Raw genomic sequence first — 22325 nt, forward strand, 5'->3', positions numbered from 1 at the left:
ACAACTTTCGTATGGAGTTTAAAATTTCTTTAATGGCAGACATTGGCAATTCTTCTTTCTTGCTTTTTCTACCATTATATTACATCATTTACTAAATTTAGTCAACTATTTATTGTGACATAGCCTTATGGTAAAAAAGTGTGGCGGAAAATAGCCAATTAAGAAACGAGAGAAGAGCTGTGCCAGATGGGGCATGGCTCTTTTTGGCGTGCAGCGACCGAGCTGTTTTAGCCGGTGCGGCCACTGCTATTCTATGCGCCGACTGACAAACTGGCGACATAACTTTTGCTGTGCTGCCCATACTGCTACTGGGTAATAGACCGCAGAGGAGGCAGAACAGGTGGCTGGTTTTGAAAAATTATCGCGGCGTATGGCGGCCATATTTATAGCGGTGGTGCTGTGTGCGGTGGTGCTGGTGGTGCGTATTGGCGCCTTGGGGGAGGACAGCGAGATCGTGCAGGCGGCGCAGGGGCAGTCGCAGAAAAAAATCGAGATCGCCCAATGCCGCGGGACCATCTATGACCGGGATATGCAGCCGCTGGTCAACGCCGAGACCGGCTATAAGCTGGTAGTCACCGGCGATTTTGACCAGGTGGATGATATTCTCCCGTCCATCAAAAAGGACGACCGCAGCTATGCCCGCGAGATGGCTAAAAAAGAACAGATATTTGCCGTGGAGCTGACTGGGCCGGTGCAGTTTTCCGGCGGGTATACCGTCCCCTACAAAAAGCGCTATGGCAGCCGCTTTTTGTGCCCCCACCTGATCGGATATCTGCAGGACGGTCAGGGCTTTACCGGCCTGGAGGCGGGATACGAGGACTTTTTGCGGCAGGCCGGCGGCACCCAGAGCATTACTTTTGGCATCGATGCGCTGGGCCAGCCGCTGCGCAGTGGGGAGCCGTTGGCTCAGCAGGTGCCCGACCTGGAAGATGGGGTGGTGCTCACCATCGACAAGCGGGTGCAGCAGATCATTGAGGAGGAAGGAAAGAGCGGGGTGCCCTCGGGCAGTATCGTGGTGCTGGACTGTGCCACCGGCCAGGTGCGGGGGGCGGCCAGCTTTCCCAGCTACGACCCGCAGGATGTGGGAGCCAGCTTAAAAGAGGTGAATTCGCCGCTGCTCAACAAGACGCTGCAGCCCTACAGTGTGGGCTCCACCTTTAAACTGGTCAGTGCCACCTCGGCTTTGGAGGCGGGGCTGCCGCTGTCGACCAGGTTCACCTGTACCGGCAGTGTGAAGATCGGCGATACCGAGTACAAGTGCCACCGCGCAGAGGGACACGGCGAGATCGACATGGCCCAGGCTATCGAGCTGTCGTGCAACTGCTATTTCGTGCAGCTGGCCGAGAAGCTCGACCCCGCCTTTGCCCGCGCCACCGCCCAGAGCTTTGGCTTTGGCCAGTCGTGGCAGCTGGCGCCGGGTCTTTTGTGTCAGGCCGGCAACCTGCCCAGCACCCAGGCACTGGCGAGCTATGATCTGCCCAACTTCTCGTTTGGGCAGGGGGGACTCACCGCCACCCCACTGCAGCTGACGGCTATGGTAAACACCTTTGCCCGCGGCGGGGAGTACCTGCGCCCCACGCTGGTACAGGGGATATGGCAGGATGGCAGTTTGCAGGAACAGGAGACGCCGGACCCCATTCGCGTGATGGAGCCACAGACGGCACAGAAGATAGCCGACGCGATGGTAGCGGTGACCGTGACCGGCACCGGGCGGCAGGCAGCGGTGGATGGGGTGCGCATCGCCGGCAAGACCGCCACCGCCCAGACCGGTGAATTTGGCGAGGATGGGATCGAGAAACTGCACAGTTACTTCAGCGGCTTTTTCCCGGCTGAAGACCCCCGATACACGGTACTGGTGTTTTATGAGTACGGCGGTGAGGGCTCATTTACCGCCGCCCCGGTGTTTGCCAAGATCTGCGCCCGGCTGATGGAGCTGGAATAAGTAGGCGCTGGTGGATACCGTAGAGTAACAAGAGCCGTCGACGGAAGTACTTTTCAGTGGAGAGCGGCCGTGCTATGATCGTAGAGACAGCCGGGATCGGCGGCCGGTGTAAAGGGATTTATATGCGGTGCGGGCAGCCGCGCCAGGCACGGTGGGAAAAAAGTGGCCGGGCGATCTGCCGATGGTGCCGATACATGATTTTATGTAGGGGGAGAGTGCAATGATCTACACAGTGACCTTTAACCCGTCGCTGGATTACGTGCTGCAGCTCGAAGAGCTGCAGATGGGGCGGGTCAACCGCGCAGAAAAAGAGCAGCTCACGGTGGGCGGTAAGGGACTCAATGTGTCGCTGGTACTGGGCAATTTGGGCGTTGACAGTGTGGCTATGGGTTTTGTGGGTGGCTTTGTGGGCGACGAGATCGCCCGACAGCTGCAAAATACCGGTTGCCGCACCGATTTTATACGGCTGGCACGGGGTGTTTCGCGCATCAATGTAAAGCTGCACACCGGGCAGGAGACCGAGATAAACGGCGCCGGCCCCGACATAGAACCGGTGGCACTACAGGCGCTGCAACACAAGCTGGACCGCCTGCAAACGGGGGATGTGCTGGTGCTGGCCGGCAGCATTCCCCGGAGCCTGCCCGACGATATCTACCAGACGGTCATGGCCCGGTTACAGCAGCGGGGGGTCGATTTTGTGGTGGACGCCACCGGCCGGCTGCTGGGTGAGACGCTGCGCTACCGGCCATTTCTCATAAAGCCCAACCATCACGAGCTGGCGGAGATAGCCGGTCGGCCGTTGGACGATGACCGCCAGCGCATTGCTTTTGTCCGGCAGCTGCAAAAACAGGGGGCCCGCAACGTGCTGGTGTCGATGGCCGGCGACGGGGCGCTTTTGTGCGCCGAAGATGGGGCAGTATACAAGCTGCCGGCGCCGCAGGGAAAAGTGGTCAATTCAGTGGGGGCGGGCGACTCGATGGTGGCCGGCTTTTTGGCTGGATGGCAGTGCAGCGGCGACTGCCGCCAGGCATTTTGCTGGGGTGTAGCTGCCGGCAGCGCATCGGCATTTTCACCTGGTCTGGCTACCCGCAGCCAGGTCGAGGCACTGCGCGGGGGCTTGCGTGCGGAGCGGCTGTGAGCGGCAAAAGTTCCCAGACTTGCCGCTTGGGCGGCAAAGACGCCAGCTGTTTAACAGGGCAGCACAGCAGTACAAAAAAGCGGATAACTATGCGGAAAATGACATATTGTAAGGCCTGCGGGAGTGTGGTATACTGATTCGGTAATGCGCGTGCCGCCCGCCAGAGATCTCGGCTCGCCACCCGTTTGACAGCTGGTGGCGAGCGGGAACTGCCAGCGGGCGGCAAGTATGCCAAAGACGGAGGAATGGGTTGTGAAAAACTGGAAGAAAGAGGCAAAGACGGCCTTGATGGTGATCGTGGGCAACGGGCTGTTGGCGCTGGGCGTAGCGGCGTTTATCTTGCCCAACGATCTGGTATCTGGCGGCATCACCGGCCTAGGTCTGATCGCCGAGCACTGGCTGGGGTTCGATGTGGGCCTGGGTATCACTGTGTGCAACTGGGTGCTGTTTTTTGTGGGCGCGCTCTTTCTGGGTAAAAAGTTTGCTCTATCCACTCTATTGGCCACCGTCGTCTACCCGTTTGAACTCATGCTGCTGCGCAAGGTAGATTACCTGCAGCATATTACCGACGATGTGCTGTTGGCCGCGCTGTTTGCCGGTATCCTTGTTGGAGCGGGCATGGGTCTAGTCATCAAAGAGGGCGCCTCGACCGGCGGCATGGACATCCCCCCGCTGATCCTCAACAAAAAATTTGGCCTGTCGGTGCCCATGCTCATCTGGGTATTTGATTTTGTTATCATCGCCTTTCAGATCCTCTTTGCCACACCGGAGCAGCTGCTCTACGGCATCGTGGTCATCATCGTCACCAGCGTGGTGATGGATAAGGTGATGATGCTGGGCGAGAGCCAGACACAGGTCACCATCGTCAGCCCCAAACACGCCGAGATCAGCCAGGCGATCCAGAAAAAGCTGGACCGGGGCGTGACCTATTTAGAGTCAGTTACCGGCTGGCTGGAACAGCCCGGCCGGGTCATTCTCTCGGTCATCAGCCACCGGCAGTTGCCGGCCATGAAAGAGCTGGTAGAGGAGATTGACCCCACCGCCTTTTTGGTGGCGGCCAAAGTCAGCGAGGTCCGCGGCCGCGGCTTTAGTCTGCACAAAGATCACCCAGCCCGCAGAATAGAGGGGCAGAACGCAGAGTAAAAACTGTAGAGCATTGTTAAAAGGCGCGCCGTGTACGATCTGAGTACACGGCGCGCCTTTTTAAAGTGGTGTATGGACGAGGTACTATTTATTTAGGGCGTTTCCTCTTGTCGATCCTGTAAAAAACCGATCCCGCTGAGCATGATCTCCTGGGCGATGCGAGCTATCTCGCCGGCCGGCGCCCGCATGCCGTCCTGCAGCCAGCGGTCGAGCAGGCCGATGCAGCCGGCGCTGACAAAGGCATAGTAGTAGCTGATCTGCTCGGGAGTGGCGCGGCGAAAGTACTGACTGTAGCTGGCCTGACAGCGCTCGCGCCCCAACTCGAGTAACTTGGCGGCGAAGGCCTTATCGCCATAAGGGCCCAGTGTCACGATACACAGATCGGAGTTGTCTTTTAAGCACTGAAAGATGCCGGTGCTGATATCGACCGGATTGAGGGGACGCGCCTCCTCCAGCAGCGGCTGTAGGGCCTCTTGGATCTCGCCAAACATCTCCTGTTCGATCTTGGCGAGCAGGTCGTAAATATCGGTATAGTGGGCGTAAAAGGTGCCCCGATTGATACCGGCGGCGGCACACAGCTCCTTGATAGAGATGCTCTGGATCGGTTTTTGCTGCAGCAACTTGGTAAAGGCCTGCCGGATGAGCATACGGGTCACCCGCACCCGGTGGTCGGTATTTTTCAAAAGATCTCCCCCTATCAGACAGTTGGGGCTGCCGGTGTCGGATATCTGGACAACTGCGCCCCAGCTGTTTATTGCGCGCTGCTTTCCCTCTGAGTATACTGTACTTAGAAGAGATGATCAACACGGTGTGCAGTATATAGCGGAGGTGTTTATAACATGTTTAAGCTGTATATCGTGACCGGTGCGGCAGGACACCTGGGAACCGCGATCGTCCGCGCTTTGCAGCAAAAAGGGGCCTCTATCCGGGGATTGATCCAGCCCGGCCAACGGCCAACTGCCGGACCTGGCACCCGGTACTTTACCGGCGATATCTGTGATGCTGCGACGCTGCGACCGCTGTTTGAAGGGGTACCTGCTGGGGATACGGCCGTCATCCACACCGCGGGGATCGTGGACATTGCCCAGCGAGGGACCGACCGGCTGTGGCAGGTAAATGTGCTGGGCACGCAGAATATGATCGACTGCTGCCAAAGGTATCAGATAGCGCGGCTGGTATATGTGAGTTCGGTGCATGCGATCCCCGAACGAGGTCAGCTGCACACTGTGCGGGAGGTGGCGCATTTTTCGCCCGACCTGGTGGTGGGCGGCTATGCCAAGACCAAAGCCGCCGCCACTCGCCGGGTGTTGCTGGCCGCGGCGGCCGGCCTCGATGCGGTGGTGGTCCATCCGTCTGGCATTTTGGGCCCTTACAGTGATGGCGGCAACCATCTGGTACAGATGGTAGAGGACTATATGAACGGACGGCTACCGGCCTGCGTGCGCGGCGCCTATGATTTTGTAGATGTGCGCGATGTGGCCGACGGCTGTGTTGCGGCGGCAGATAGGGGCCGCCGCGGCCGCTGCTACATTTTGTCGGGCGACCAGTACACGGTAAAAGAGGTGTTGGAACTGGTGCGCCGGACCGCCGGTGGCAGAAAACTGGCAGCGCTGCCCATGTGGGTGGCTCGGGCTGTCTGCCCGGCTATCAGCTGGATACAGCGCCGCCGTGGGCGCCGGCCACTCTATACCCCGTACGCGCTGCATACACTGACTGCCGGCAGCCGTTTTTCCCACGAACGGGCCAGCCGTGAGTTGGGTTACACCACCCGCGATCTGGCGGTGACGGTCGCCGACACAGTGTGCTGGCTGCGGGAAGGGGCGGTCCGGGGAACCTGGAGGACAAAAAGAAGAGCGGATGAAAAAATATAGTTTAGACCGGCATAAAAAACACCGCCAGACCCGGATACAGTTGACAAAGGCGGCTGTGGCGGGGTATACTTATACGGTAAAAGACGATGATGAGGAAGACTGCCTGGAGAGCTGTGTGCAGAGAGCGCCCCATTTGGTGAGAGGGGCGCGGCGGCGACAGGCAGCGGCCACCTCGGAGTTTCGCCGCCAAAAGCGGTGACGGCACGCCCCGTTACGGCGGCAAAGTGGCGCGCAGACGAGCGCGCAATTTGGGTGGTACCGCGGAGCAGATACAGGCTTTCGTCCCATAACCGGGGCGGGAGCCTATCTTTTTTGCCCGCGACACGCAAGAAATGATATAAAAGCCGCTGTAGTGCGCGGCACAAAAACAAAAAGACAGGTGATAAAAGATGAAATGGACTGGTCTCAACGAGCTGCGGGAGATGTTCCTCTCGTTTTTTGAGGAGAAGGGGCACACCCGGCTGCCCAGCTACCCGCTGGTGCCCCAGGGCGACAACAGCCTGCTGCTCATCAACTCGGGCATGGCACCCATGAAAAAGTTCTTTTTGGGGCAGGAGACCCCGCCCAATGTGCGGGTGACCACCTGCCAGAAGTGTATCCGCACCCCAGATATCGAGCAGGTGGGTAAGACCGCCCGCCACGGCACCTATTTCGAGATGCTGGGCAACTTTTCGTTTGGCGACTACTTTAAACACGAGGCCACCAAGTGGGCCTGGGAGTTTATCACCGAGCGGCTCGAGATCCCCAAAGACCGGCTGTGGGTCACCATTTATCTGGATGATGACGAGGCTTTTGACATCTGGACCAAAGAGGTGGGCATCCCCCCCGAGCGCATCGTGCGCCTGGGCAAAGACGACAACTTCTGGGAGATCGGCGCCGGCCCCTGCGGCCCCTGCTCGGAGATCTATTTTGACCGGGGCGAGAAATTTGGCTGCGGCAGCCCCGACTGTGGCCCCGGCTGTGAGTGTGACCGCTACATGGAGTTTTGGAACCTGGTGTTCTCGCAGTTTGTCAACGACGGTGAGGGCAACTATACCGAGATGGAGCACAAGAACATCGATACCGGTATGGGCCTGGAGCGGCTGGCCTGCATTATGCAGGGGGTAGACAACCTGTTTGAGGTAGATACCGTCCAGAACATCATGCAGCACATCAGCCGCATCGCCGGCATCGCCTATCATCAGGGCACCCCCGAGCAGGACGTGTCGCTGCGGGTAGTTACCGACCACATCCGCTCCACCGTATTTATGGTGGCCGACGGGGTGGTGCCGCAAAACGAGGGCCGCGGCTATGTGCTGCGCCGTCTGCTGCGCCGGGCAGCCCGCCACGGCCGGCTGCTGGGCATTAAAGAGGCGTTCCTCTACAAGGTGTGCGACACCGTGATCGATGAGAACCTCTCGGCTTACCCCGAGCTGGAGGGCAAGCGCGGCTATATCAAAAAGGTCATTCAAAACGAGGAGGCCCGCTTTGAAAAGACCATCGATCAGGGTATGGAGATGCTATCGGAGCTGATCGACAAGATGGATGCCGCCGCCATCGAGGCCGGTAAGGCCATTTTGCCCGGCGACGACGCCTTTAAGCTCTACGACACCTATGGGTTCCCGGTGGATCTGGTGCGCGAGATCATCGCCGAGCGGCAGATCGCCCTGGACCAGGACCGCTTTGACGAGCTGATGGATCAGCAGCGCGCCCGCGCCCGTGCCGCCCGTGAAGATATGGGCGATGTGGCCTGGGTGGAGGACGTGACGGTTACGCTCGACCTGCCGGCCACCGAATTTGTGGGCTACGGCCGTGATGAGGCCACCGCCAAAGTGCTCTGCATCATCGAAAACGGTGAGATCGTCGACCAGGTAGGGCAGGGCCAGCAGGCCATCCTGATCCTGGATCAGACCCCGTTTTATGCCGAGAGCGGCGGCCAGGTGGCCGATCGCGGCGCCGTGAGCGGCGCGGGGCTCAGCGCACTGGTCACCGGTTGTCAGAAGAGTGCCACCGGCGGCTACTTCCTCCATCATATACAGGTGCAGGAAGGCGTCATCGCCACCGGCGACAGCTTGCACTGCGCCATCGACAACGACTACCGCCAGGCGGTCGCCCGCAATCACACCGCCGCCCACCTGCTGCAGGCGGCGCTGCGGCAGGTGTTGGGTGACCACGTGCACCAGGCCGGCCAGCTGGTCGACAGCCACCGTGTGCGTTTTGACTTCAGCCATTTTTCAGCCATGAGCGGCAAGGAGATCATGCAGGTAGAGGAGATCGTCAACCGCAAGATCATGGCCGCCATCCCCACCGACATCAGCGAGATGAGCCAGCAGGCCGCCCGCGACCTGGGTGCGATGGCCCTGTTTGGCGAGAAGTACGGCGATGTGGTGCGGGTGTGCCGGGTCGGCGATTTCTCGATGGAACTGTGCGGTGGCACCCATGTGCAGAACACCGGCTGTATCGGTCTGTTTAAGATCCTCTCGGAGTCGTCGGCAGCTGCCGGCATTCGCCGTATAGAGGCGGTCACCGGCACCGGGGTCATCCGCTTTATCGGCGAGCAGACCCAGCAGATCCGCGATACGGCCCATACTCTAAAGCTGCAAAACACTGCCGAGCTCGTCCACAAAGCCGAGTCGGTGATGGCTGAGCTCAAAGAGGCCGGCCGCAAGATCGAAGAGCTGTCCTCCAAATTGGCCGCCATCGAGGCCGAGGGACTGTTTGACAAAGCCATCCAGGTGGGCCCGGTCAAGGTGATTACTGCCAGCTTTACCGGCACCGATGCCGGTGCGCTGCGCACCATGGGCGAAAAGGCCCGCGAAGGCAAAGATGATCTGGTGGTGGTTCTGTCGACGGTAGTCGGCGAGAAGGGGACCATCTGCGTGGCCTGCGGCAAGAGCGCGGTGGCTGCTGGCCTGCATGCCGGCAAACTCATCAAAGAGATCGCCAAGCTGGCCGGCGGCAGCGGCGGCGGCCGCCCCGACAGCGCTATGGCCGGCGTGAAAGAGATCTTTAAGATCGATGAGGCCATGGCCGCCACCCCCGACCTCATCCGCGATATGCTGGCCTAAATGCCGGGCAGGTCGCCCGGCGGTGGGAAAGCCATCTTTTTAAGGAGGCAGTATTTACAATGGATTGTTTATTCTGTAAAATAGCAGCGGGAGAGATACCCTCTAACAAGATCTATGAGGATGAGCAGGTGCTGGCCTTTTACGATATCGACCCGCAGGCCCCAGTCCATTTTCTGGTCATCCCCAAGGCGCACATCCCCTCCTGCGACGCGCTGGAAGAGAGTGAGGACCCGGTGGTATCGCACGTGTTCACCGTGATCGCCCGGCTGGCCAAGCAGCTGGGGCTCACCGGCGGGTACCGCATCGTCAATAACTGCGGCGCCGACGGTGGGCAGACGGTACAGCACCTGCATTTTCACGTGCTGGGTGGCAGAGAGATGGGTTGGCCACCTTTTGCGAGCTGAGCCCTTTAGCGTGCAGGTCTCGCAATAGAGGTAAAATATTTGCGTACAGCGCGGTACTGGATATTTTCTACCCGTCTTGTGCGCATCAAATTGTGCATATGTGGTAGAGTAGTTATCAGTTCAGCACGCACAATGCACTGACTTTGTCGTGCGGCAGGGGTGGCGGCTACTGCTCCCCGGCCTCTACAATGTAATACAGCCGGGCCAAAGGGGCACGGCTTTGGAGAAAGGCGTTATAGAGATGAATGAATTTCACAGAATGCAGATCGCCGGGTTGACCCGTGACCTGCCCATCTGCAAGGTAAACGACCAGCTGTCCATCGCGGGTTTCGTGATGTTCTCGGATGTGGAGATCACCGTTGCCTGTGCCGAAGAGCTGCTCAAAAAGGTGCCGGAGTTCGACTACATCGTCACCGCCGAGGCCAAAGGCATACCCCTGGCATACGAGATGTCGCGCCAGTCGGGCAAAAAGTATTTCCCCGCCCGCAAGATGACCAAACTGTACATGCGCGACCCCATCCACGTGCAGGTAAAATCGATCACCACTGCCAAGGTGCAGGACCTGTATCTGGATAAAAACGAGGCCGAGCAGCTGCGCGGCAAACGCATCCTCATCGTCGACGACGTGGTGAGCGGCGGCGACAGCCTGCGCGCGCTGGAAGTGCTGGTAAACGAGGCTGGCGGCAACATCGTGGGCAAGGCTTTCGTGTTGGCTGAGGGCGACGCTGCCGACCGCGACGATATCATCTTCTTAGAGAAGCTGCCGGTATTCCCCACCGAGGGATAAGTACAGCCAGAGCACACTGGGCGCAGCCGGCTGCTGAGTGGACCTGTTTTGCGCCGGCTGTCTAGGTCCGGCTGAAAGGTGCGATTAAAATGAGACGACCTCTGGGGATCATCGGGTTTTCCTACCTGTTTTCCCTGGGGGTCGCTCTTTTTTTGCCGCTGCCGGCTAAACTGCCGGCAGTGCTGGCGCTTTTGGGCTGTGCACTGCTGACAGTGGCCATCGGCGGTAAACAGCTGCGCCCACGGCGCTCATCTGCTTAACGGCAGCGGTGGGCGTGCTGGCAAACTACCGCGCCACCACTGATCGCATGCTGCCCCAGCAGGCGCTGGCCGGCAGCGCGGGCAGCTTTACGGTGCAGGTGACGGATCTGCCCCAGTACTCGGGCCAGACGACCGGTTTCACCGGCCGGGTCATCGGCTGCGACCTGCCCCAGGCGCCCGATGAATTTTTGATTTACTTTACCGTGCTGGGGTCAGCTGATGTACAGCAGGGGCAGTATATAGCGGTCTCAACCCAACTGCAGCGAGCCGACGAGGACCAGATATTCGACTCCTTTTTAGGGCGGGGCATATTTTTGCGGGCTTTTGTGCCCAGTGCCGACCAGCTGGTATACCCACCGGTGCCAGATAGTGACAGCGGTATGGCGACATTTTGGGCCGATGCCCGGCGCCAGCTGGCAGATGGGGTGTATAGGCAGCTGCCCGCACAGGCCGGAGGGGCTGTTTGTGCTATGTCGCTGGGGGATAAACGGTATCTCTCGGCGGATACCAAAGAGGCCTACGCCGCTGCCGGCATCTCGCACCTGCTGGCACTTTCCGGGCTGCACGTGGCGGTAGTGGCGGGGTTACTGACGGCGCTGCTACAGCTATTGGGGCTGGGCTACCGGGTAAATACGCTGCTGTGTGCAGCTGTCTGTTTGGCTTATGGGGCGCTGGTGGGCTTTTCCCCCTCGGTGGTGCGGGCACTGTGTATGTTTTTTTACGCCCGCTCGGCACTGCTGTTTTACAAGAGTGTAGACCCCTATACGCTGCTGGGGGTGGCGGCGCTGGTGCTGACGGCAGGCGACCCGCTGGCGGTGGCCGATGTGCGCTTGCTGCTGTCGTTGGGGGCCACTGCCGGGCTGGTGTTGCTGCTGCCCAGGTTACAGCGCCGCAGGTCCCGGGGCCCAGTGGCCGCCAGCCTCTGCCAAACGCTGGCGGCTACGCTGTGCACGCTGCCGGTGGCAGCGGTCAGTGTGGGGAAAGTATCGCTGTTGGGACTCCTTTCCAATCTTGTGTGTATTCCACTATGCGGCATCGTCGTATCGCTGGGGCTGATAGGGGCGCTGCTCACCGCACTGCCGGGGGTGGGTAGTGTGGGCTTTTTGCCGCTCGTAATCTCGGGCTTGGCTGCCCGGGGCATCGAGCTGGTGGCCGGGCAGATGTACCGCTTTGTACAGCGCTTTCCCTGGTTGCTGGTAGACGCCGGCACGCCCACAGCGCTGACGGTGATAGGGGTGGCCCTTATTTTGCTGGCGCTGATGCTGTGGTTGCCCCGCCGCCACCGGTTTGACAGTGACCGCGGTACTGGGGTAAAATAAAAAACAGTGCAAAAAAATATAGACGGGCATTTTTTGGCCCGACAGTGACAGAGCAGAGAGGGGAGACCCGCGGTGAAATACACACCGTCCACCTTTAAAAAGGCGCTGGCGGCAAAAGAGCTGTACGGCTTTTGCTATCTGCACGGGCAGCAGCGCTACCTGATAGACGCCTACGCGGCGGCGATCATACACGCGCTGGGCGCCGGGGAAGATGATGTGGCGGTCATCGACGGCGACCAGCTGGATATGGAGCAGCTGGGCGATATGGCGGTGACGGTATCGTTTGCGCCGGTACAGGTGACGGTGATCAACGGTCTGTCGCCCGAGGCGACCAGCGAGGCCGACATCACTCGACTGGGCGAGATCGCCGATTATCTGTCGCCGCAGACGACCCTTATCATCAAAGAAAACTTTTTGCCCGAGGGGCCGCGCAACAAGCGGGCCAAGGCGCAGAAGTTGCGCAAGTTGGCCCAGGAAAAAGGCGTGCTGGTAGATGTGGGACAAAAAGATACCCGGCAAAACCTGACAGTGGCCCAGGCTCTGGCCAAAAAAGAAGGGGTGCAGATCGGGCAGACAGACCTGCGCTATCTGTTGGAGCGCTGCGGCGGCGATCTGCTCAAAACTCAAAATGAGTTGTGCAAACTGGGCAGCTACCGGCTGGGCGAGCCGGTCACCCGCCGGGATATCGACGCCTTTACCCCCCGCACGGTAGAGCTCACCTCGTTCGAGATGGCCCGCGCGCTGTTGCGGGGCGATGTGCCGCAGGCCATGCGGCTGCTGGAGGACCTGTTCTCGCTGCGGGAGGAGCCGGTCTCGATCATCGCCGCGCTCAGCACCAATTTTTGCGATATTTTCAAGGTAAAGGTGGCCGGGGCCGCCTATATGAGCGCCAGTCAGATCGAAAAGACCTTTGGCTACCGGCCGGGTGATTTTCGCATCAAGCAGGCGGGCCAGAATGGCCGCGGCGTGAGCCAACAGCAGATCGATGCCATCATCGAGGCGCTGCTGCAGTGCGACTTGGCGCTGAAATCCACCGCCGCCGACCCGAAGATACTGCTGCAAAAGCTGCTGGTAGAGATCAGTCTGCTCATGCGCCGACACTGAGCGCAGCAGGTAAGGAGAGACTATATGGTTGCGTGTAGCCGTATCATTATTGTAGAGGGCCGGTACGACAAGACAAAGCTCTCTAGTCTGGTACAGGCCCAGATCATCCCCTGCCATGGATTTGGCATCTATAAAGACGTCCAGCGGCGGGACTTTATCAAAAAAATGGCGGCCCAGTACGGGGCGGTCATCCTCACCGACAGCGACGTGGCCGGCTTTCAGCTGCGCAGTTACCTCAAAAATCTGCTGCAGGGCCTGGATGTGCTGGACTGCTTTATCCCCGATATCTACGGCAAGGAGCGGCGCAAGGCTCGCCCGGGCAAAGAGGGGAAGCTGGGGGTGGAAGGCGTGCCGGCCCCGATCCTTATACAGGCGCTGCGCGACTGCGGTGCGCTGCTTCCGGCCGATGTTCGTGCGCCGACGCCACAGGGGCCGCCGGTCACCCGGCTGACACTGTATAACCTGGGCCTATACGGCAGTGCCGACAGCGCTGCCCTGCGCCAAAAGCTGCAAAAGAAACTCGATCTGCCCGAAAACCTATCGCCCAAGGCACTGACTCAGGTGCTGGCCCGGCAGTTTGACAGCCGGCAGCTGGAGGAACTGGTAGGAGACCTTGTGCGTGCCGCTCTCTAAATAGAGCTCTATACCTGGATTTTTAAAGCCCCCTGTAGCAGCTGTCTCAGACCGCTACAGACCCGCTACAGGGGGCTATTTGAATGGCTTGGCCATATTGCACTTTGCCGCTATTTCAGGTATACTTCTCGTGAAGATGTATCCTTTTATTGTCTACGAGGAGGAATGTATTGTGAAAAGTTACAGTGTATATGACAGAATTTTGGGTTCTTTGACAGTGGCTGGTATGGGCGACGGCATGGGTGGCGCCACCGAGGCCATGAGCACCGACGAGATCAAGAAAAAATTTGGTGGGCTGGTCACCAAGTTTGAAGATCCTTTTGACAACAAGATCGCCTATGGCAACTTTGTGGCCGAGGTGACCGACGACGCCTCCCAGATGTACGAGATGGCCAAGATGATGGTCAAGGAAAAAGGCGATCTCACCGTGCAGGGGGCAGCCGACGCGCTGGTTATCTGGAGCGAGAGCTACCCCAAGTATTTCCCCCGCAACGCCGGGCCGACCACTTCACACGTCATTAAAGAGCTCAAAGAGGGGGCCGACCCCGAAGAAGTGGGCAAGGTGGGGCTTTTGTATGGCCGCGGCACCTCAAACGGTGCGGCTATGCGCGTGGCGGCTGCCGGTCTGGTACACCCCGGTGACCTGGAAGGAGCCGTGCAGACAGCTGTGATCATGACCAAACCCTCCCACGGCACCCAGCACGCCTACTCGGGCGCCTGCGCGATCGCCTGTGCAATCGCCGAGGCCATGACCGAGCAGGCCAACGTGTTTACCATCATCAAAGCGGCGCTGTACGGCGCGAAACGGGGCGAGGAGATCGGCCTGAAAGAGGCCCGCATCGCCACCGGTGTGCGCCTGTACGACAAACTGTTGGAGGGCATCACCATCGGTCTCGATGCCACCGACATGGAAGACTGCATCGCCAAGCTGGAGGCCCGCATCGGCAACGGCGGTGAGATCCAGCCCTCGGTCGCCTGTGCGATGGGTCTGTTCGTGTTCGCCTGCGGCGACCCGCACCAGACGATCCTGGGCGGCGCCAACATCGGCGGCGATACCGATACGATCGCCTGCATCGCCGGCATGGTGGCCGGTGCTTACAGCGGCTACGAGGCTCTGCGCAAAGACTGGGTAGAGCTGTTTGAGCAGGCCAACCCCGCGCTGGACTTTAAGGCGGTCTCTAAAGACCTGGCTGCCATCGCCGAGTCGCGGATGTAGCGGGGCACCGGTATGGCAAAACAGCACGACGTGCTCTTTTATACCTTTCCCTGTGTGGACCTCATCGTGCCCATGCAGGCCAGATTTCCGGTAGAAAAGAGTACCACCACTAAAATACTCACCATTGGCAACGAGCCGGGCGGCCCCGGCAACACGCTGATCGCCTCGGGGCGTATCGGGCTGGATATCGTGCCCATCGGCGCGATCGGGGACGACTACTACGGCCAGTTTTTGCAGAGCGCCTATCGCAGCGAAGGGATAGACCTGTCGCTGCTGGAGGTGGTACCGGGCATGGAGACGCCCAAGGCGCTGGTGCTTATCGACCAGGATGGCCAGCACAGCTTTATCAGTATGCTCGAGGGGACGCCGGTCGACTCGGCGGTATTTGAGGCCCCGATGCAGAGCGCCAAAGCCATTTATCTCTCGGGCTACATGTTGGCTGAGCCCTGTTTTTTAAAGAGCACGCTAGACTTTTATCAGCAGGCCAGGGACCGGGGGCTAGAGATCTTTTTTGACCCCGGCCCGGTCATTGCCAAGGTGGACCCGGCGATCATGGACCAGGTCCTGGCGGGCGTTACCGTGTACGTGGGCAACGACACCGAGACCGGCGATATCACCGGCATAAAAGACGATGTGGAGGCGGCTACTGCCGCACTGTGCGCGCGCTGCCCCGGCCTTATCGTCAACAAGGCCGGTGGCCGCGGCTGTTATATCCAGCGCGCCGGTGAGGAGGGCCGCTGGTACCCCGGATTTAATGTGCCGCTGGTCGACACCACCGCCGCCGGCGACTCGTTTATCGCCGGGCTGATGTACGGACACCTGTACGGCTTGGGTGAGCGGGCTACCGCCACGCTGGCCAACGCCATGGGCGCGGCCAAGGTGCGCAAGCACGGTTCCGGTACCCAGGTGCCCACCTTTGACGAGATCGTGTCTGTGCTGCAGCAGGGGGGCTATAGCCTGCCCGACAGCGTACATACACAGCGCAGTTTCGCCACATTTACTCTGTAGCCAGTAAATATAACTGGGTCCCGGCACTGCCGGGGCCCAGTTTTTGGTGTGCGGCTATGTGGTCCGATAACATACAGTACCGTACACCGCCGATAAAGAGGGGGGCGCGGTGCAAACGGCGGCGAGCGCGCACACCGCCTACAGGCCTTTTCTTTGCCGGCAGTTTGTGCCATAATGATGCTGGTGGGGCCGCCGCCCGGCAGCCCGACAAAATGCAGATAAAGAGGGGAGTACCATGACCCAAAAACACCGCTGCCCCAACTGTGGCAAGCGCTTTGATTACGATATGCACGGGGGCAGTTGCCCCAAGTGCGGCCACTTTAGCCGCCCGTCAGCGGCTGGCGTAGGGGCACCACATATGCCAGCCAGCGCGCCGCCGGTACATACCAGTTACGCCCGGGGCCCGGCCGGATACAGTGCCCCGGGCGAGGTTCGGGGGGCGACGCCCAACACCGGTGTTTCGCCGCAAAAAGTGCAGATACCGCACCAGATGGTCGCAGCTAAAAAGCGCGGCGGTGCTATCTGGGTCGTGCTGCTGGCCATAGCGCTGGTGCTGCCGGTGGGCGCTTTGGTGGGGCGCGACTTTTTGCAGCGCCAAGCCGAAAAAAAGATCTCTTGCCCACCGCCGGTAGCCACTGCCCAGGCGGCAGGGCAGCCCTTCTTCGCAGAAAACAGCAAACTCACCGTTACCGGCGCCCGCACGGTCATTGCCGCCGACAGCCAACCCGGTTTTCCGCCGGGACAAAAGGCGGTAGCCGTGTCGGTGCAGGTAAAAGGCGGTGCGCGCGACTGGCGGCGCGATGTGCGCATTCCTTATGTGCAGTGCGGCACGGTATATAAACAGCCGGTCAGCGGCAGCGACATACGCCCCTATGCGGCGCTGCACGGGGTGCAGTCTGTTTTGGACGAGTACGATCTGGTGGGGGACGGCGACCGGGCGGGCGACCTGCTCTTTTTTGTGCCCGCCGATACCGCGGCGCTCACTTTTTGTGTGGAACAAGCTGACGAGAGCGGTGAGCGGGCCGAAAAGGTGTTTCGCGTGTCTTTACCGATTGACGAGAGCGGGGTGATCGCGTGAAACAGCGGAGAGTGAACTGGCTGCCGCTGGCGGCGGTCACCGGCCTGCTTTTGTCGCTGCTGCTCTCGCTGGGGCTGCTGATCCCGGCCCACGACCGCTACCGGCGCGCCCAGTACGAGCCGGCTATCACCGTACATGGCCTCACGGCCACCCGGCTGGGCACCAGCTATCGGGGCAAGCAGGCCGACAGTGGCCGCTCGTTTTGGCAGGTACAGGTAGAGGTGGAGAACACCGGCGGCACCACCCAACAGCTGCGCTATCTGTCGCTGTATTTCGAGGGCAATAGTTACAGCGACGTAGAAGAGGTAGAAGAAAACAGCGACGAGACGCTCTTTTACTACCAGAACACCCCGGTGCTGCCCGCCGGTCAGCGCGGACAGCACACGGTGATCCTGGAAGTGGCCGACGGCTTGCCCCAGCTCAACGTGCGCTGCTACAGCGGTATAGAGGGCGATGAGAAGAACTGGTCTCTGCCGCTGGATTGGGCGCAGGGCCATGCATATTCACTGGTATAAAGTGGAAGTGTCCGCTATATTTTGTGTACTATATGCGGCTGGTTTATGCTATACTGGATACATCAAAAGATCAAAAGGAGGCGCTACTTGTGAAAAAAGGCTTTTCTATCGTATCGATCGTGCTGGGGGTGCTCATTACCCTATGCGGTGCTGCCGTCACCACACTGGGTGCCATCGGCTTGGGCCGCAGCCGCTAGAGCTGCTTGTATCCCGCACCGTATAGACGAAAAAAGAGAGGCGCCAGCTGGGGATATCCCGGCGGACGCCTCTCTTTTATTGCAGGTCATATTTTATCAGCACAGCTGGAGTGCAGGCCAAACAGCTGGCGTGCATTTTGATCTAGCTGGCGGGCTATCACCTGTTCTGGCAGATGCCGACGCGCCGCCAGCGCCCGGTGCACCCGCATGGTCCACAGTGGGGTAGGGGTGTCCTCTATCCCGCCGTCGGCGGTCAGCCGCTGTGGGTAGGGGCCGTCGGTCTCGGCCAACAGCTGAGTAAGGGGGAAACAGTCGCTCAGCTGTCCGTCGCGCTGCATGCAGCAGATCTCCGGCGTGAGCGAGGCGCAATACCCGGCAGCGGCAATTGCCTGTGCCACTTCTCTGGGCGCTTTGAGCCAGTGAAAGACGGCGCGCCGCACCCCCAGCTGTTGCAAGAGCTCCAGTGCCAAAGCCGCCGCGTCGTGCACCGCATGTACGATGAGCGGCAGGTCACAGTCGACCGCCAGCCTGGCAAACAGCGCAAATATCTCCCGGGAAATAGGGTGGTAGGGCGGCTCCTGGCTGTAGCAGGGCAGCCCCACCTCGCCGATGGCGCACAGCTGCCGGCTGCCACCTTGCCGCACCCAGCGCGCCATCTGCTGCGCCTGTTCGAGCAGTTGCGGAGTCACCGGTTGCTCGGGGTGCACCCCGGCAGCGGGAAATACCCGCCCGGGAAAGTGGCGGGCCAGAACGAGCAGCCGCTGCAGCGACGCGCTGTCGGTCGACGGCGTGACGAGTGCAGTGAGCCCCTGCTTTAGCCAGCTGGACAGCTGATCTTCTGCAGCGGGGTACAAGTCGAGGTGGCAGTGGCTGTCGATCACCGTCTACAGCTGCCCCCGCATGTATTTTTTCAGTGGGGCAGTCAGCAGCAGGCCGGCCACGATGGCAATGATGGTATTGGGCAGCATGTACGAGATGTTATAGAGCAGCGAGTAGATCCAGGGATTGGCTACCGTTACACCGATGACCTCGGTGGGGGCGGTGATCTTGTAGATGGTGATACCGCTGATAAAGTGGACGATAAAGCGGGCAAAGCAGCCCACGAAGGCGCCTACCGGCAGCCCCCATTTACGGCCCTTACACAGCCCGGCAAAGCCCACCGCACCGTAGGCCAGCGAGTAGTCCAGCAAAATAGAGGCCCAGTTCCAGGCATAGCCCGCACCCAAAATAAATTTTAAGGTACCGTACACCACACCGGCGGCTACGCCCCAGCCGGCGCCCCGGCGAACGGCGAAGATGATGATGGGGATCATGGCAAAGCTGATCGACCCGGCCAGTAAAAACTGCAGTTTAAAATAGCTCAGAATGATGGCTGCCGCCACCATCAGCGCCCCTTCACAGAGGATGCGCACCTTTGAGTTTCGGCTCGACTGTGTTGACATCGTATATGCTCCTTTTCTCTCTGCCGCATATGGCGGCGGTCGTGGGTCTGGCCGGTGGCGGCACCTAAAAGCACACAAGGCGCAAAAAACGCACCGGCATGTCTGTAATGCGGTGCGTAATACAAGCTTTTAAAAACCTTCCTACGCCGGCATTACCCGGATCAGGTATAGAGGGTCCAGAGCGGCGTTACGCTCTATCTCAGCCGGGCTTGCACCCAGCACCCCTGTCGGCTCACAGCAGGATCTGTCACATCCTGTCTAGCCGTGCTCATTATATGCCGCTGGCCGGTAGCTGTCAAGTGGTGCCGCTCCGGGGCAATGTGCTATTTTTTACCGCCGCCCTGTGCTATACTGAACACAGCGACAATATAAGGGGGCATTTTATGCACACCGTCTACCGCGCCCGCCGACCGGCGGCGCTCTTTCTATGTTTGGCATTGTTGGTCTCGTTGCTGGCCGGGTGCGCCACCGGCAGCCAAGACAGGGCCCAGCAACAAAACTTCAACGCGTTCACCCACCGGCTCACCCAGCAATCACTGGCCGCCGACAAGATGAGCGAGCACTTTATTTTGCTGGATCCCGAGGCCCGGGGCTATACCTCCGGCCCGGCCACCTGGGGCAGTGTCGGCCGCGACAGTTGGGAGCAGGCCGCCGATCAGAGCGCTGAGCAGCTCAAAGAGCTGCGGGCCTTTAAGAGGGAGGCGCTGACCGAGAGCCAGCAGCTGGTATATGACGTGCTGGAAGACTACCTGCAGGTGCAGGCGGACTATGCCGGTCTGGCGCTGTATTACGAGTACTGCTCTCCCAACGGGCTGGTCAACCAGATACCGCTGCTTCTGTCCGAGTATGCGCTGCAGGACAGCGGGGATGTGGAGGACTATCTGGCTCTGCTGGGCGACATGCCCCGCTACTTTGGCGAGATACTCCTGTTCGAGCAGCAAAAGGCGGCTGCCGGTACCTTTATGACCGCCGCGCAGCTCGATGCGGCACTGGAGGCCTTGACCACCAATGTGCGCGATCCGCAGCAAAATGCGCTGATCACCACCTTTTCCCAGCGCCTGGAGGCGATACCCGATACCGATGAGCAGCAGCGGCAGCAGTACACCCAGCGAAATAGCAGTTTGGTGCTGGAGCAGGTAGTGCCCGCCTACCAGGCATTGATCCAGGGGCTGGAGGCGCTGCGCCCCAGCTGCAGTCAGCACGCCGGCCTGGGCGCCACCAAACAGGGAAAAGCGTACTACCAAAATCTGGTCAAAGAGAAGACCGGTTACTACGGTCGGCTCGATGAGCTGGAAGACCTGGTGGACCGGGCTATCGCCAAAGAGATGCAGGCGATGGCCGGCACCGACGAAAATACTATAGAGCGGGCCTTTGCATTGACTTTGCCAGAAATGGCCCCGCAGCAGATGCTAGAGGACTTGCAAGAGAAAACAGCGTCTTCTTTCCCGCCGCTCTCCGGCGTAGACTGCCGGGTAAAAGAGTTGCCCACCGACAGCGCCATCCCCAACCCCGCCCTGTACATCATCCCGCCCATCGACGGCTCGGGCGCCAATGTGGTGTACGTAAACCCCAATTTGGAAAGCAGCGACCCGGTCGCCGATTACACTACCATCGCCCACGAGGGGTACCCGGGCCACCTGTACCAGACAAATATGGAGATGCGTGCGCGCACCGACGACGTGCGGGCCTTTACGAGCTTTAACGGCTACAGCGAGGGGTGGGCCACCTACGTGGAGTACGGCTACGGCTATCAGTATTTGCCCACCGACGACAAGGAGGCGACAGCGCTGCTGGCGCACAACAGCTTTGCCTCGCTGCTGCTTTACTGCAAAGCCGATATCATGGCTCACAGCGGCGACTACAGCGAGCAGGAGGTGATCGCGTCCCTGGCACCTATATTTGGCGATGACGGGGCTCAGGCTGTCTACCAGCAGGTCGCCGATGACCCCGGCACCTATCTATCCTACGGGGTGGGGGCGCTGCTCATTCGCCAGCTTTACCAGCAGGCCCAAAAAGAGCTGGGCAAAAAATTTGACGAGAGCGCCTTTCACCAGATGTTTGCCTCGCTGGGCGGCTGCTCTTACGAGGTGCAAAAACAGCAGGTAGCCAGCTTTATTGAGAGCCAGAAATAGCGCGCAGACAAAAACGCCCCACCGCAGTTACTGTGCGGTGGAGCGTTTTGCAGCCGTTTTATAACAGCGGTCAAACGACGCGGTTGATGGGGTCGCCGTCCACAAAGCGGCGGATGTTTTGGGCCAGCAGCGAGACCAGCCGCTGTCGGGTCTCCAGCCCCTTCCAGCCCATGTGCGGGGTGAGGATGACGTTGTCCATCGTGTAGAGCGGGCAGTCCTCGGCCGGTGGCTCCTGTTCCAGCACATCCAGCCCGGCCCCGGCAATGACCCCCTGCTGCAGTGCCTCGATCAGGGCCGGCTGATCGATGAGCGCCCCGCGGGAGGTGTTGATCACACAGGCGGTGGGCTTCATCAGCTCTAGTGCCCGGCGGTCGATCATGTGGCGGGTATCTTCAGTCAGGGGGCAGTGCAGACTGAGATAATCGCAGTTTTTGAGCACCTCATCCAGCGCCACGTAGCGGATGCCGTCCTCGTCGGGGCGGGGGGTGCGGGTGTAGGCGAGGACCTGCATGTCCATCGCCCGCGCCACCCGCATCACCTCGCGGCCAATGGTGCCGGCGCCGATGATACCCAGCGTCTTGCCGTTTACTTCGGTGTGCGGCACCGCCAAATGATCGGTAAAATTGCGGTGGTCGCCGCGCGCCAACATGGCCTTTTGCACCCCCATAGAGGAGGCCAGCGCCAGCAGCATCATAATGACGGTGTGCGCCACCCGCTGGGTGCTGTAAGCGGGGATGTTGCACACGGCGATCCCCCGGCGGCGGGCGGCATCCAGGTCGATGTTGTTGTAGCCGGTACCCGCCTCGCAGATGAGCTGCACACAGCTGGGCAGCGCGTCGATCACGGCGGCGGGCATGGGCATTTCTTTGGTCACCACGATGCGGTGGCCCTGCGCCCGCTGGCAGATGAGCTCGGCCGGGGTGTCGTTGTATACGGTCACCTGGCTGGCCAAACTGCGCATGTCTATCTTGCCGTCAAAATCGATGCGTGCCGCATTGAGCAGTACGGTCTTGTCGTCCATATGGTCATACCACCTTTTTCTGGTCTGTGGGGCTAAGCTGCGGCCCCACTTTTTTATCAGTATACGCT

At 60.1% G+C, this 22325-nt stretch carries 20 protein-coding genes, 1 riboswitch and 1 other annotated feature; of the genes, 16 read left to right on the forward strand and 4 right to left on the reverse strand.

The genetic code is table 11. The features are described 5' to 3' along the window. The first annotated feature begins 340 nt into the window (after positions 1–340). The 3 genes from C6Y32_RS02815 to C6Y32_RS02825 all read left to right on the forward strand — a co-directional run bounded on the left by C6Y32_RS02815 (position 341) and on the right by C6Y32_RS02825 (position 4223). The gene (locus C6Y32_RS02815) at positions 341–1942 is read left to right on the forward strand and encodes a peptidoglycan D,D-transpeptidase FtsI family protein (RefSeq protein ID WP_105203662.1); all 1602 of its coding nucleotides are present in this window, start codon (positions 341–343) and stop codon (positions 1940–1942) included. A 220-nt stretch (positions 1943–2162) separates the two neighbouring features. After that, positions 2163–3080: a 1-phosphofructokinase gene (gene pfkB / locus C6Y32_RS02820; RefSeq protein ID WP_105203663.1), complete on the forward strand. Its 918-nt coding sequence runs from the start codon at positions 2163–2165 to the stop codon at positions 3078–3080. 252 nt (positions 3081–3332) lie between these two features. After that, the gene (locus tag C6Y32_RS02825) at positions 3333–4223 is read left to right on the forward strand and encodes a YitT family protein (protein WP_164998105.1); all 891 of its coding nucleotides are present in this window, start codon (positions 3333–3335) and stop codon (positions 4221–4223) included. Between the two features lie 92 nt (positions 4224–4315). Here C6Y32_RS02825 and C6Y32_RS02830 read toward each other — a convergent pair whose 3' ends face one another. Next, entirely contained in the window at positions 4316–4906 is a 591-nt protein-coding gene (locus C6Y32_RS02830; RefSeq protein WP_243562474.1) for a TetR/AcrR family transcriptional regulator, read from the reverse strand. A gap of 156 nt (positions 4907–5062) precedes the next feature. Between C6Y32_RS02830 and C6Y32_RS02835 the strand changes: the two genes are divergently transcribed. The 12 genes from C6Y32_RS02835 to C6Y32_RS02890 all read left to right on the forward strand — a co-directional run bounded on the left by C6Y32_RS02835 (position 5063) and on the right by C6Y32_RS02890 (position 17465). After that, positions 5063–6094 (forward strand): NAD-dependent epimerase/dehydratase family protein, encoded by a 1032-nt coding sequence (locus C6Y32_RS02835; RefSeq protein ID WP_105203665.1) that lies wholly within the window; start codon positions 5063–5065, stop codon positions 6092–6094. 77 nt (positions 6095–6171) lie between these two features. Beyond that, positions 6172–6384, forward strand: a binding site (T-box leader). 99 nt (positions 6385–6483) lie between these two features. Beyond that, a complete protein-coding gene (gene alaS / locus C6Y32_RS02845; RefSeq protein WP_105203667.1) occupies positions 6484–9141 on the forward strand; it encodes an alanine--tRNA ligase in 2658 nt (885 codons plus the stop codon). A 59-nt stretch (positions 9142–9200) separates the two neighbouring features. Then, entirely contained in the window at positions 9201–9545 is a 345-nt protein-coding gene (locus C6Y32_RS02850) for a histidine triad nucleotide-binding protein (RefSeq protein ID WP_105203668.1), read from the forward strand. 241 nt (positions 9546–9786) lie between these two features. Beyond that, positions 9787–10332, forward strand: a complete 546-nt coding sequence (locus C6Y32_RS02855; RefSeq protein WP_105204075.1) for a phosphoribosyltransferase family protein — start codon at positions 9787–9789, stop codon at positions 10330–10332. An 89-nt stretch (positions 10333–10421) separates the two neighbouring features. After that, the gene (locus tag C6Y32_RS15235) at positions 10422–10592 is read left to right on the forward strand and encodes a hypothetical protein (RefSeq protein WP_164998106.1); all 171 of its coding nucleotides are present in this window, start codon (positions 10422–10424) and stop codon (positions 10590–10592) included. A gap of 14 nt (positions 10593–10606) precedes the next feature. After that, complete coding sequence (locus C6Y32_RS02860) at positions 10607–11911, forward strand: ComEC/Rec2 family competence protein (protein WP_105203669.1); 1305 nt, start codon at positions 10607–10609, stop codon at positions 11909–11911. A gap of 72 nt (positions 11912–11983) precedes the next feature. Then, positions 11984–13015, forward strand: coding sequence for a DNA polymerase III subunit delta (gene holA, locus C6Y32_RS02865; protein WP_105203670.1), 1032 nt, complete (start codon positions 11984–11986; stop codon positions 13013–13015). Between the two features lie 24 nt (positions 13016–13039). Further along, entirely contained in the window at positions 13040–13648 is a 609-nt protein-coding gene (locus C6Y32_RS02870; RefSeq protein WP_105203671.1) for a ribonuclease M5, read from the forward strand. Between the two features lie 172 nt (positions 13649–13820). Next, positions 13821–14864, forward strand: a complete 1044-nt coding sequence (locus C6Y32_RS02875; protein ID WP_243562477.1) for an ADP-ribosylglycohydrolase family protein — start codon at positions 13821–13823, stop codon at positions 14862–14864. 12 nt (positions 14865–14876) lie between these two features. Beyond that, the gene (locus C6Y32_RS02880) at positions 14877–15872 is read left to right on the forward strand and encodes a carbohydrate kinase family protein (protein WP_105203672.1); all 996 of its coding nucleotides are present in this window, start codon (positions 14877–14879) and stop codon (positions 15870–15872) included. Between the two features lie 235 nt (positions 15873–16107). Then, positions 16108–16950: a TFIIB-type zinc ribbon-containing protein gene (locus C6Y32_RS02885; protein ID WP_105203673.1), complete on the forward strand. Its 843-nt coding sequence runs from the start codon at positions 16108–16110 to the stop codon at positions 16948–16950. Next, on the forward strand, positions 16947–17465 hold the full coding sequence (locus C6Y32_RS02890; RefSeq protein WP_105203674.1) for a hypothetical protein: 519 nt from the start codon (positions 16947–16949) through the stop codon (positions 17463–17465). The genes C6Y32_RS02885 and C6Y32_RS02890 overlap by 4 nt, the downstream gene beginning before the upstream one ends. Before the next feature lie 283 nt (positions 17466–17748). Here the strand turns inward: C6Y32_RS02890 and C6Y32_RS02895 are convergent, their stop codons facing one another. Together C6Y32_RS02895 and C6Y32_RS02900 are read right to left on the reverse strand one after the other, a co-directional pair. After that, positions 17749–18543, reverse strand: a complete 795-nt coding sequence (locus tag C6Y32_RS02895) for a TatD family hydrolase (protein ID WP_105203675.1) — start codon at positions 18541–18543, stop codon at positions 17749–17751. A 3-nt stretch (positions 18544–18546) separates the two neighbouring features. Beyond that, a complete protein-coding gene (locus tag C6Y32_RS02900) occupies positions 18547–19104 on the reverse strand; it encodes an energy-coupled thiamine transporter ThiT (protein WP_207721447.1) in 558 nt (185 codons plus the stop codon). A gap of 120 nt (positions 19105–19224) precedes the next feature. Continuing rightward, positions 19225–19340, reverse strand: a riboswitch (TPP riboswitch). A 147-nt stretch (positions 19341–19487) separates the two neighbouring features. Between C6Y32_RS02900 and C6Y32_RS02905 the strand changes: the two genes are divergently transcribed. Beyond that, the gene (locus C6Y32_RS02905) at positions 19488–21236 is read left to right on the forward strand and encodes a DUF885 domain-containing protein (protein ID WP_164998107.1); all 1749 of its coding nucleotides are present in this window, start codon (positions 19488–19490) and stop codon (positions 21234–21236) included. 70 nt (positions 21237–21306) lie between these two features. Here C6Y32_RS02905 and C6Y32_RS02910 read toward each other — a convergent pair whose 3' ends face one another. After that, positions 21307–22257 carry a 2-hydroxyacid dehydrogenase gene (locus C6Y32_RS02910; RefSeq protein ID WP_105203677.1) on the reverse strand — a complete coding sequence of 317 codons (951 nt, stop codon included), beginning with the start codon at positions 22255–22257 and terminating at the stop codon, positions 21307–21309. Between the last annotated feature and the right edge of the window lie 68 nt (positions 22258–22325).

The organism is Neobittarella massiliensis (ex Bilen et al. 2018), assembly GCF_900289145.1.
Lineage (GTDB): Bacteria > Bacillota > Clostridia > Oscillospirales > Ruminococcaceae > Neobittarella > Neobittarella massiliensis.

Excerpts from the sequence above, each read along its gene's own strand:
- pfkB (WP_105203663.1), top strand. The coding sequence starts at position 2,163 with ATGATCTACACAGTGACCTTTAACCCGTCGCTGGATTACGTGCTGCAG.
- C6Y32_RS02835 (WP_105203665.1), top strand. The coding sequence starts at position 5,063 with ATGTTTAAGCTGTATATCGTGACCGGTGCGGCAGGACACCTGGGAACC.
- alaS (WP_105203667.1), top strand. The coding sequence starts at position 6,484 with ATGAAATGGACTGGTCTCAACGAGCTGCGGGAGATGTTCCTCTCGTTT.
- C6Y32_RS02850 (WP_105203668.1), top strand. The coding sequence starts at position 9,201 with ATGGATTGTTTATTCTGTAAAATAGCAGCGGGAGAGATACCCTCTAAC.
- C6Y32_RS02855 (WP_105204075.1), top strand. The coding sequence starts at position 9,787 with ATGAATGAATTTCACAGAATGCAGATCGCCGGGTTGACCCGTGACCTG.
- C6Y32_RS15235 (WP_164998106.1), top strand. The coding sequence starts at position 10,422 with ATGAGACGACCTCTGGGGATCATCGGGTTTTCCTACCTGTTTTCCCTG.
- C6Y32_RS02870 (WP_105203671.1), top strand. The coding sequence starts at position 13,040 with ATGGTTGCGTGTAGCCGTATCATTATTGTAGAGGGCCGGTACGACAAG.
- C6Y32_RS02880 (WP_105203672.1), top strand. The coding sequence starts at position 14,877 with ATGGCAAAACAGCACGACGTGCTCTTTTATACCTTTCCCTGTGTGGAC.
- C6Y32_RS02885 (WP_105203673.1), top strand. The coding sequence starts at position 16,108 with ATGACCCAAAAACACCGCTGCCCCAACTGTGGCAAGCGCTTTGATTAC.
- C6Y32_RS02900 (WP_207721447.1), bottom strand. The coding sequence starts at position 19,104 with ATGTCAACACAGTCGAGCCGAAACTCAAAGGTGCGCATCCTCTGTGAA.
- C6Y32_RS02905 (WP_164998107.1), top strand. The coding sequence starts at position 19,488 with ATGCACACCGTCTACCGCGCCCGCCGACCGGCGGCGCTCTTTCTATGT.
- C6Y32_RS02910 (WP_105203677.1), bottom strand. The coding sequence starts at position 22,257 with ATGGACGACAAGACCGTACTGCTCAATGCGGCACGCATCGATTTTGAC.